The organism is Hydrogenophaga sp. LT287 (assembly GCF_055702805.1).
Window position 1 is genome coordinate 35,338 of sequence record NZ_JBVPZC010000011.1, and the last position, 10,317, is coordinate 45,654.

The following is a 10,317-nucleotide window of genomic DNA, read 5'->3' on the forward strand; positions in this document are numbered from 1 at the left end:
TATCAGGCCTTACCCATTTACCCCGGAGACGTCCCATGTTCAAAATTTTTGCCACCCTCAAGGCCCTTGTGTTCGCCGCTGTCATGGCCACCTCGTTGCAGGCCCAGGCGGCTGACGACGTCATCAAGGTCGTGTACCACCTGAGCGAAGGCATTCCCCAGGCCTCGCGTGGGCTCAACAACATCCGCAACCACCTGGCGGCCGATCCCAAGGCCAAGATCGTGGTCGTCACCCACGGCCTGGGCATTGACTTCCTGCTGCAGGGCGCCACCAACCAGATGGAACAGCCTTTTGCCGGCGCCATCGCCGACCTGGCCAACAAAGGCGTGGAATTCCGGGTCTGCAACAACACCCTGGTGTCGCGCAAGATCGACGCCAGCAAGTTGGTGATGGAAGCTTCGGTGGTGCCTGCTGGCGTGCACGAAGTGGCCAAGCTGCAGGCCCGCGAAGGTTTCGTCTACCTGCGCCCCTGAACAGGGACGCCCCCGCCGCGCTTCGCTCAACCCCCTCCAGGGGGCAACGCGGTGCCGCCTGGCCAAGCCGGTTCCGCTGCGTTCCGGGTTTGTGCACCCAGATCCGGAGAGGGGCAAAGTCGCAGAAAAGCAGGGAAGCCCATCCAGGGCACCGCCGGGCCGGCTTCGTCGGACGGCCAGTGCCGCCCCCTGGGGGGGGTGACGGCCGCAGGCCGGCGCGGGGGGAGACAATACCCAGATGAAAACCATACGACTCAAGCCCGGCAAAGACCGATCCCTGCAGCGCCGCCACCCCTGGGTGTTTGACGGCGCCATCGCCAAAGGCGGGGCCGATGCGGGCGAGACCGTGCGTGTGGAAAGCCACGAAGGGCAGTTTCTGGCTTGGGGCGCGTTTTCGCCCACATCGCGTATTCGCGTGCGGGCCTGGAGCTTTGACGAAGCGCAGCGCATCGACGTTGCGTTTTTGCGCGGCCGGTTGGCCCGCGCCATCGCCCTGCGCGAGCGCATGGGCATTGACAGCAACGGCCTGCGGCTGGTGCATGGCGAGTCAGACGGCCTGCCTGGCCTGATCGTCGACCGCTATGGCGACACCCTGGTGGCCCAGTTCACCGCCTGCGGTGTGGAGCGCTGGAAACCCGAACTGGCCGATGCGCTGATCGAACTCACCGGCTGCCCGCGCTTGTACGAGCGCTCAGACACCAGTTCGCGCAAGCTGGAAGGCTTGGCAGAGGCCACCGGCTGGCTGCGCGGCAGTGGCGACACCGCACTGGTGCTGAAAGAGCACGGCTGGAGCCTGGGGCTGGACATTGCCCATGGCCACAAAACCGGCTACTACCTGGACCAGCGCGACAGCCGCCAGGTCTGCCACGACTACACCCAGCGCCTGGGTTTTGCCCAGGTGCTCAACTGCTTCAGCTACACCGGCGGCTTTACCGTGGCCGCGCTGGCCGGCGGGGCCGGGCATGTCACGTCCATCGACTCGTCAGCCCCTGCGCTGGAGCAGGCCGCAGCCAACCTCGCACTCAATGGTTTTGACGCTGCACGCGCCACCTTCATGGATGCCGACGTGAACGCCTCGTTGCGTCAGTTCATCGGCGAAGGCCGCCAGTTCGACGCCATCGTGCTCGACCCTCCCAAGCTCGCCCCGACCGCTGCGCACGCCGAACGCGCGGCCCGTGCCTACAAAGACATCAACCGCCTGGCGTTCAAACTGCTCAACCCGGGCGGCGTGCTGTTCACCTTTTCGTGCTCGGGCGGCATCGGCGTGGAGCTGTTTCACAAGATCGTCGCCTCGGCCGGGCTGGACGCTGGCGTGGACGGCGCGATTTTGCAGCGCCTGGGTGGCGCCTGCGACCACCCGATGACGGTGAACTTCCCCGAGGGTGAGTACCTCAAAGGCCTCGTGATCATGAAAAGCAGCTGATTTGATCCACCGCAGGCAGACCGCGGGCTGGTCGAATACACTCCCCCGCTGTCGCCTTCCCGTCACTCCGTCGTACGAGCACCGATCACCATGTCCCTGATTCCCGCCACCATCCTCACCGGCTTCCTGGGTTCGGGGAAAACCACGCTGCTCAAGCGCGTGCTGAGCGAGGCCCACGGCCAAAAAATCGCGGTGATTGAAAACGAGTTCGGTGAAGAAAACATCGACAACGAGATCCTGGTGGCCGACACCACCGAAAACATCATCCAGATGAGCAATGGCTGCATTTGCTGCACCATTCGCGACGACCTGCGTGCCACGCTGCAAGACCTGGCCGAGAAAAAGCGCAAAGGTGAGCTCGACTTTGACCGCGTGGTGATTGAAACCACCGGCTTGGCCGACCCCGGCCCGGTGGCGCAAACCTTTTTTATGGACGACGAGGTGGCCGAGCAGTACCTGCTGGACTCGATCTTGACCCTGGTGGATGCCAAGCACGCGGCGAACCAGCTCAACGAGCGCCAGGAAGCACGCCGCCAGGTGGGTTTTGCCGACCAGATTTTCATCAGCAAAGCCGACCTGGTGGACGCGGGCGAGCTGGAAGCCCTGACCCACCGCCTCAAGCACATGAACCCGCGTGCGCCCATGCGCCCGGTGCATTTTGGGGAGGTGTCGCTGAAGGAAGTGTTTGACCTGCGCGGCTTCAATCTGAACGCCAAGCTCGACATCGACCCCGATTTCCTCAAGGTCGAAGACGACCACGACCATGGTCACGACCACCACGGGCATGGCCACGAGCACGGCGAGCACTGCAACCACCCGTCGCACCAGCACGGGCACGAGGGGCATGGCCACCACCACCACCATCACCACGACGATGACGTAAAAAGCTTCGTGTACCGCGCCACCCGGCCGTTCAACCCGGCCAAACTGGAAGACTTTCTGGGCGCCATCGTGCAGGTCTATGGCCCGCGCATGCTGCGCTACAAGGGGGTGCTCGACATGGAAGGCACCGACCGCAAGGTGATTTTCCAGGGCGTGCACCAGCTCATGGGCAGTGACCTTGGGCCACCGTGGGCCGAAGGCGAGACCCGTGTGAGCAAAATGGTGTTCATCGGTCTCGACCTGCCGCGGGACATCCTGGTTCAGGGGCTGGACCAGTCGCTGGTCTGAAAACCGCGTGGCATGACGGCTCCATAAACAAGGTCTGCTCGTGCTCTTTGTCTCTCTTCTCCAACGCCTTGGCTTTCTTGCTGGAGGCATTTCGCAGCCTTCGGCCACACCCTCGTTACAATCGCGGCCCAAGTCGGTCGCCCAAGGCTCCGCCAGACCCGCCACCCGCCCACCAGCGGCTGGCCATCTGGAGCCTGACCGCAACGGGGGTATAACAACCAATAAGCCGAGTTCACCGGCTCAACGTGAGGCGCAGCGAACCCCGGTTCGCGGCATCGACCGGCCCCAAGATCCCGCATCGTCAGGTACTGAGAGGAGACCCGTTGTGAAAGCCCCGGCCACCAAGACCGCAAAACCAGGCAAATCAGCTGCAGTGGGGGCCAAAGAGCGCTCTGCCGCCGCGCCAGCCAAGGTCTCTGCCGGCAGCAAGCTTGCCGCGAAAACCCCGACCAAAGCCCCGACCCCTGCGGCGGTGAAACCCAAGCAACCGGCTGTCGCAGCCAAAAAAGCGGCGGCATCTGCCAAGTCCAGTTCAACCCAACCCCCCAGCCGCACCGCCACACCCGTGGTTTCGCCGGTCAAACCTGACAAACAAACCGTGGCCAAATCTGCCGTGAAACCCGCGGCCAAGCCCGCGGCCAAAGTGGCAGCGCAACTGCCTGTGAAGCCCGCCGCGGCCAAGCCTGCTGTCGCCAAACCGGCGAAAGCGGCGGTTGAGGTGGTTGAAAAACCAGCGGCGAAAACCACACCCAAGCCCCCTGCCAAAGCTGCTCGCTCTGCGCCTGCGCCGGTCATTGTTGAGCCCACACCAAGGCCACTTGGCAAGCGTGCCGCCAAAAAGGTGATGATGGAGCAAATGACGCAGGCAGCGGTGGTTCCCACCCACGCACCCGATGCCGCCAAGGCGACTTTTTCCACCATGAACGAACGTGCCGTAATGACCCCTCCCGTGCCATCCTCCGTCCAGAAAGATCCCACGCGGGCGAACAACTGGAAGACCCTGTCGATCGAGCAGCTGACCGACCAAGACGTCCAGGCCATGCCCGACAGCGAGTACATGAGCGATCTGCAGCTGGCTTACTTCCGCCGCAAGCTTTCGCAGCTCAAGGCCGACATGCTGGCCAACGCGGGCGAGACCACCGAGCATCTGCGCGAAGACACCGTGGTGGTGCCCGATCCGGCAGACCGCGCGACCATTGAAGAAGAGCACGCCCTGGAGCTGCGCACGCGCGACCGCGAACGCAAGTTGCTCAAGAAAATCGAGCAGGCCATTGCACGCATTGATTCGGGCGACTACGGTTACTGCGAAGAAACCGGCGAAGCCATTGGTGTGGGCCGTCTCATGGCGCGCCCCACCGCCAGCCTGTCGCTGGAAGCCCAGCAACGCCGCGAGCTCAAGCAAAAAATGTTTGGGGATTGAGTTTTAACGGTCCTTCCACTCTTCTACCCAGACCTGACGCTCCATGTCCAAGGACGAATCCAACGGCGGCTTCCTGTCCAAGGTGGTGAAGTTCGTGCGCCATCCGACCACCAGTTGGTCGGATCTGGACACGCGCGCGGCCGACCGTGAGAGCGAGTACAGCAAGGCGGCGCTCAAGGAAATGATTGAGCGCAAGCGGCGCAATGACTTTGTGCGCAAGCGCGAATTCGATTTGTTGCGCAAAGTGCGCAGTCGGGAAGCCTCGGGCGAAGAAGGTCAGGGCGTCAGACCCTCGTTTTTCCAGAGCAGCCTGCCGTCCAAACCGGACGACCGCGCCATGACGCTCAAGAAAATCGACGAGATCGAAGCCCAGATGTCGATGCAGTGGTGGAAGACCAAGGGGCCGGACTCGTTGGTGACGGGCTCCAGCCTGAGCAGCGGCACGCACTCCACGGGCGGCACGCCCTTGAGCCGCAAGAGCGACGCCGCCGACCGCAAAACAGCGCCTGATCCACAGGAAAAACGGCGCATCCAGCAATACAACGAGACCGAAGCCAGCCCGTTGGCCTTCGATGAGTCGGCACCGACCGAGCCAACCGTGCCAACCGTGCCCGCAGCGGCGGCTCCTGCCGTTCGAAAAGCCTGGTCACCGTCCAAGGAAAGCGAATTGGTGGCCCAGGCGCCTGCTGCGCCAACGCCATCTGCCGCCCGCACCGGTTTGATGGCGCCCACCGCCCAGGGTGAGCTCAACAGCGCCAACTCGGTTTTCTCGGCCTCCCATTTCTTCGCGCTTGACGTGCAGGAGGTGGCGCAAGACCCCGAAGTGGAGGAAGCGGCCATTCGGTTTGCCAACGGTGACGATACGGGCGCTGAGCAAGGTTTGCTCGAGGCGCTGGGCGAGGGCGGGAACCGAGCCCATCAGCAAGAAGACTGGTTGGCCTTGTTCGACCTGTACCGAGCCACGGGGCAGCTTGCGCCCTTCGAGAGCCATGCGGTGGACTTCGTCAACCGCTTCAACCGATCGGCGCCGCAGTGGTTTGACATGCCCGAGCTGGTTTCCAGCATGGGAAGCAAGAGCTTCAAGCCCTCGGCTGCGCCCAATCGCGCGGTCTGGGTGTGCGAGCCAGTGATTGACGCGCACGCGGTCGGTACGCTGCAAAACGTGTTGCTGCGCGCCAGCCAGCCTTGGGTTCTGGACTGGTCGCCGGTCGAGTCCATCGACGTCAAGGCTGCCCGTGCCTTGCTGGGTATTTTTACCCTGTGGGGCGACCAAGATGTGGAGCTGCGCTTCTGCGGCACCAGCGAGCTGCGCGATCTGCTCAAGAAGCTCACGCCCTCGGGGCGGCGCGATATGGAGCAGCTCTGGTGGGAGCTGCGTATGGCCGCTTTGCGCGTCATGAATCGGCCAGACGAGTTTGAACTCACCGCGCTCGATTTTTGCGTCACCTACGAAGTGTCTCCCCCCGGCTGGGAACGGCCCCGGTGCCATTTCCAGTCGGTGTCGAACGACGACACGGCGGAAACCGGTCAATCGGTGCTGGGTGAGGTCGTGCTGGAGCAGGTTCCTTCCACCTACCCCAGCGACTCCGTCATGGACGGGCAAGCGTCCGAGTTCAACAACCTCGGTCTGGTCGAGCTGTCGGGCGAAATCCGGGGCGATCCGCAGGACACGTTGACCGCGCTGGAGCACCGGCTGAAGGGCGCGGACGTGTTGATCATTTCCTGCCGCAACCTGATTCGAGTGGACTTTTCGGCTGCCGGTACCTTGCTGAACTGGGTGTCGGGTCACCACGCCGAAGGGCGCATGGTTCAGTTTGTGGATGCGCATCGGCTGGTATCGGCGTTTTTCCATGTGATCGGCATCACCGAATACGCCAAAGTGGTGCTGCGCAACGACTGATCCGTAACGCCCCAGCCCTCGGTGTCACCCCATTCGGGGGGCAGCCCCGCCAGCCCAGAGAAACCGCCTGTGCGGTGCCTGAGGTTCGCACCGCGTAGCGCAGGCTTGGTCTGTGCCGCGCTTGAGATTCATCCGATCACCCCCACTTCTTTGCTCTTATGGAATCATTTCACGGAACTACCATCGTCTGCGTGCGCCGCGAGACGCCCGACGGTGTTCAGGTCGCCATCGGCGGTGACGGTCAGGTGACCTTGGGCCACATCGTGGTCAAGGGCACCGCGCGCAAGGTGCGCAAGCTGCACCACGACAAGGTACTGGCCGGTTTTGCCGGCGCCACGGCCGACGCTTTCACGCTGTTTGAGCGCTTCGAGGCCAAGCTGGAAAAGCACCAGGGGCACCTGGTACGGGCGGCCATTGAGCTCACCCGCGACTGGCGCACCGACCGCGTGCTGCGGCGTCTGGAGGCGATGCTGGCGGTGGCCGACCACAGCGCGGCCTTGATCATCACCGGCAACGGCGATGTATTGGAGCCCGAGCACGGTGTGGTGGCCATTGGATCGGGCGGCGCCTATGCCCAGGCGGCAGCCCGGGCGCTGACGCAGCACACGAACTTGAGTGCCGAAGACGTGGTGCGCCAATCGCTCCAGATTGCGGGCGAGATCTGCATCTACACCAACATGAACCACACCATTGAAGTGCTTTGACGGTTCGGGTTGGCTGTTGCTGTGTGTGCAGCTCGGTGCCCCGTTGCCTGATCCTTCCCTGTTTAACGATTGACGCGCATGTCTTCCATGACCCCCCAGGAAATCGTCTCCGAACTCGACCGTTTCATCATTGGCCAAACCGGTGCCAAGCGTGCCGTGGCCATTGCGCTGCGCAGCCGCTGGCGCCGTCAGCAGGTGGACGACAAGCTGCGGCCTGAAATCACCCCCAAAAATATTTTGATGATTGGCCCCACCGGCGTGGGCAAGACCGAGATTGCACGCCGCCTGGCCAAACTGGCCGACGCGCCCTTCATCAAGGTCGAGGCCACCAAGTTCACCGAGGTCGGTTACGTGGGCAAGGACGTGGATTCCATCATCCGCGATCTGGCGGACATTGCGATCAAGCAGACCCGCGAGATCGAGATGCGCAAGCAGCGGGTGCGCGCGGAAGACGCCGCGGAAGAGCGGATCCTGGACATTTTGATTCCGCCACCGCGTGCCGTGGGCTCCGAGCCGACCTTGGCGCCCACGCCCGACAGCACCGCCCGCCAGGCGTTTCGCAAGAAGCTGCGCGAAGGCGAGCTCAACGACCGTGAGATCGAGATTGATTTGATTGAAGCGCGCCCCGCCATGGAAATCATGGGGCCAGCCGGCATGGAAGACATGGCCGAGCAGTTGCGCGGCATGTTCAGCCAGATGGGCCAGGACAAGCGCCGCAAGCGCAAACTCAAAATTGGTGAGGCGTTGCAGTTGCTGATTGACGAAGAAGCCGGCAAGTTGGTCAACGAAGAGGAGATCAAGACCCGCGCGCTGCACAACGCAGAGCAAAACGGCATTGTCTTCATTGACGAGATCGACAAGGTCACCTCGCGCAGCGATTCGGGCAGCGCTGAGGTGTCGCGCCAAGGCGTGCAGCGCGACCTGTTGCCGCTGGTGGAGGGCACCACGGTGACCACCAAGTACGGCATAATCAAAACCGATCACATTCTGTTCATCGCCAGCGGCGCGTTTCACTTGGCCAAACCGAGCGACCTGATTCCCGAATTGCAGGGTCGTTTCCCGATTCGCGTGGAGCTGCAGTCGCTGTCGGTGGACGACTTTGAGGCGATTCTGACGCAGACCCACGCCTCCTTGGTACGCCAGTACCAGGCGCTGCTGGCCACTGAGGGTGTCACGCTGCATTTCACACCCGAGGGCATTCGGCAACTGGCCCAGATTGCCTGCGACGTGAACGAGCGCACTGAAAACATTGGTGCACGCCGCCTGGCCACGGTGATGGAGCATTTGCTGGACGAGGTCAGCTTTGAGGCCACACGCCTGCAGGGCCAGACCATCACCATCGACGCGCCTTACGTGGACGGTCGCCTGGCTGCACTCAGCCGCAACGAAGACCTGTCGCGCTACATCTTGTGATGTGAATGCGGGGCCCGGGTGCGGCGCGCATCCGGTCAAATCTGCTCGAATAGGGGTTGCAGGCCCTTGCGGCCCCTGGCGCTTGGCGTGCTGCGGAGGCATGCGGGGTTGCGCTACGCGGCACGGGTTACCGACCCGCCGACCGATTCGCCTCACCACCTCCGCGCCGCCGACCCGCGCGGCTCCAACCCCGCGTGTAACAGGGTTTTCAAGCATCACATGCAGTGCATGTTGTAAGTGCTTGCTTTTGCTGCATTTTTAAGCTTTAAGTTGCTTCAGAATGTTCGCTAAGTGGTTGATTTCATTGAAAAAATATGTTGCTGGCGGGTTGCGCTGCTTGCTTTTCCTGATAAAGTGGAAAAAAGTGCAATTAAGTGGTGAAAAGTGTTTTTTTAGGATCTGCCGCGGTGTTTCAGGGTGCTTCATCTCTCAGTCTCGATGTCAAAGGACGGCTCTCGGTGCCGACCAGGCACCGTGACGTCTTGAGCGCCACCGCCGCCAGCCAGCTGACCATCACCAAACACCCGCACGGATGCCTCATGATTTTTCCCCGCAACGAGTGGGAGAAGTTTCGTGACCGCATTGCGGCGCTGCCGATGCAGGCGCAATGGTGGAAGCGCATCTTTCTGGGCAACGCAATGGACGTCGAGATGGACGGCTCGGGTCGTGTGCTCGTGTCGCCCGAGCTGCGCGCCGCGGCGGGCATCAGCAAAGACGCCATTTTGCTCGGCATGGGTGCTTATTTCGAGCTTTGGGATGCGCAGGCTTACGCCGCACAGGAGGCCGAAGCGATGAAGGCCGACATGCCCGATGTCTTCAAAGATTTCTCTTTCTGAAGGACTGTGGTGCAAGGCGCTCTGATTCATCACACGGTCCTGCTGAACGAAGCTGTCGAGGCTTTGGCGATCAATCCGGACGGTCACTATGTGGATGCGACGTTTGGGCGGGGAGGGCACTCGCGCCTCATCCTGCAGCACTTATCGCCCCTCGGGCGCCTGACGGCGTTCGACAAGGACCCGCAGGCCGTGGCGGCTGCGCAAGAACTGGCGGCCAGCGATGGCCGTTTTTCCATCCGGCACCAGGGGTTTTGCCACCTGGGTGAGCTGGGGCTTGCCAGTGCTGATGGGGTGCTGATGGACCTGGGCGTGAGCTCCCCGCAGATTGATGACCCCGAGCGGGGTTTTTCTTTTCGTCACGATGGTCCTCTGGACATGCGCATGGACACCACGCGCGGCCAGAGCGTGGCGCAGTGGCTGGAAACAGCCGATATTTCCACCCTGTCGGAGGTCATCCGTGACTATGGCGAAGAACGGTTTGCTCAACAGATTGCAAAGGCGATTGATCGTCGCCGACAGGAACGGGGCCCTTTTCGAACCACCCGCGAGTTGGCCGAAGTCGTGGCTGGCGCGGTCAAAACCCGCGAGCCGGGCAAGGACCCTGCAACGCGCACATTTCAGGCTTTTCGGATTTTCATCAACGCCGAGCTTGAAGAGCTGCAACAAGCGCTAGAGGCCAGCTTGCAGGTGCTGCGTCCGCACGGTCAGCTGGTGGTGATCAGCTTCCATTCGCTGGAAGACCGCATCGTCAAGAAGTTCATGGCCGGCCATTCGCGCACGGTGGTGGACCGCCGCGTCCCGTTTGCCGAGCCGGCGCCGATGCGCCTGCGCGGCGTGCACCGCATCAAGCCCTCGGAGGCTGAAGTCAAGGCCAATCCGCGTTCGCGCAGCGCGGTCATGCGGGTGGCCGAGCGCTCAGAGGTGGCAGCATGAATGAAGCCCACGGCGTTCCCGATTACGCAGTGCCTGGCGCTCTGC

Annotated in this window: 9 protein-coding genes; all 9 read left to right on the top strand. The window is 62.7% G+C overall.

Annotated features, from left to right (window positions below):
- Positions 1-35 precede the first annotated feature (35 nt).
- The 9 genes from AC0GNR_RS10510 to rsmH all read left to right on the top strand — a co-directional run bounded on the left by AC0GNR_RS10510 (position 36) and on the right by rsmH (position 10,272).
- Positions 36-473, top strand: coding sequence for a DsrE family protein (locus AC0GNR_RS10510; RefSeq protein ID WP_472900907.1), 438 nt, complete (start codon positions 36-38; stop codon positions 471-473).
- Between the two features lie 238 nt (positions 474-711).
- The gene (locus AC0GNR_RS10515; RefSeq protein WP_472900908.1) at positions 712-1,896 is read left to right on the top strand and encodes a class I SAM-dependent rRNA methyltransferase; all 1,185 of its coding nucleotides are present in this window, start codon (positions 712-714) and stop codon (positions 1,894-1,896) included.
- A 90-nt stretch (positions 1,897-1,986) separates the two neighbouring features.
- Positions 1,987-3,066 (top strand): CobW family GTP-binding protein, encoded by a 1,080-nt coding sequence (locus AC0GNR_RS10520; protein WP_472900909.1) that lies wholly within the window; start codon positions 1,987-1,989, stop codon positions 3,064-3,066.
- Between the two features lie 598 nt (positions 3,067-3,664).
- On the top strand, positions 3,665-4,486 hold the full coding sequence (dksA, locus tag AC0GNR_RS10525; RefSeq protein ID WP_472900910.1) for an RNA polymerase-binding protein DksA: 822 nt from the start codon (positions 3,665-3,667) through the stop codon (positions 4,484-4,486).
- Between the two features lie 43 nt (positions 4,487-4,529).
- A complete protein-coding gene (locus AC0GNR_RS10530) occupies positions 4,530-6,386 on the top strand; it encodes an STAS domain-containing protein (protein ID WP_472900911.1) in 1,857 nt (618 codons plus the stop codon).
- 158 nt (positions 6,387-6,544) lie between these two features.
- Positions 6,545-7,090, top strand: a complete 546-nt coding sequence (hslV, locus tag AC0GNR_RS10535; RefSeq protein WP_472900912.1) for an ATP-dependent protease subunit HslV — start codon at positions 6,545-6,547, stop codon at positions 7,088-7,090.
- A 78-nt stretch (positions 7,091-7,168) separates the two neighbouring features.
- Entirely contained in the window at positions 7,169-8,503 is a 1,335-nt protein-coding gene (hslU, locus tag AC0GNR_RS10540) for an ATP-dependent protease ATPase subunit HslU (RefSeq protein WP_472900913.1), read from the top strand.
- A 407-nt stretch (positions 8,504-8,910) separates the two neighbouring features.
- Positions 8,911-9,339: a division/cell wall cluster transcriptional repressor MraZ gene (gene mraZ, locus AC0GNR_RS10545; RefSeq protein WP_472900979.1), complete on the top strand. Its 429-nt coding sequence runs from the start codon at positions 8,911-8,913 to the stop codon at positions 9,337-9,339.
- 9 nt (positions 9,340-9,348) lie between these two features.
- Positions 9,349-10,272, top strand: a complete 924-nt coding sequence (gene rsmH / locus AC0GNR_RS10550; protein ID WP_472900914.1) for a 16S rRNA (cytosine(1402)-N(4))-methyltransferase RsmH — start codon at positions 9,349-9,351, stop codon at positions 10,270-10,272.
- The last annotated feature ends 45 nt before the right edge of the window (positions 10,273-10,317 follow it).

What these genes read in the sequence shown, in the direction of transcription:
- AC0GNR_RS10510 (WP_472900907.1), top strand. Translation starts at nt 36, where the DNA reads ATGTTCAAAATTTTTGCCACCCTCAAGGCCCTTGTGTTCGCCGCTGTC.
- hslU (WP_472900913.1), top strand. Translation starts at nt 7,169, where the DNA reads ATGTCTTCCATGACCCCCCAGGAAATCGTCTCCGAACTCGACCGTTTC.
- AC0GNR_RS10520 (WP_472900909.1), top strand. Translation starts at nt 1,987, where the DNA reads ATGTCCCTGATTCCCGCCACCATCCTCACCGGCTTCCTGGGTTCGGGG.
- AC0GNR_RS10530 (WP_472900911.1), top strand. Translation starts at nt 4,530, where the DNA reads ATGTCCAAGGACGAATCCAACGGCGGCTTCCTGTCCAAGGTGGTGAAG.
- AC0GNR_RS10515 (WP_472900908.1), top strand. Translation starts at nt 712, where the DNA reads ATGAAAACCATACGACTCAAGCCCGGCAAAGACCGATCCCTGCAGCGC.
- hslV (WP_472900912.1), top strand. Translation starts at nt 6,545, where the DNA reads ATGGAATCATTTCACGGAACTACCATCGTCTGCGTGCGCCGCGAGACG.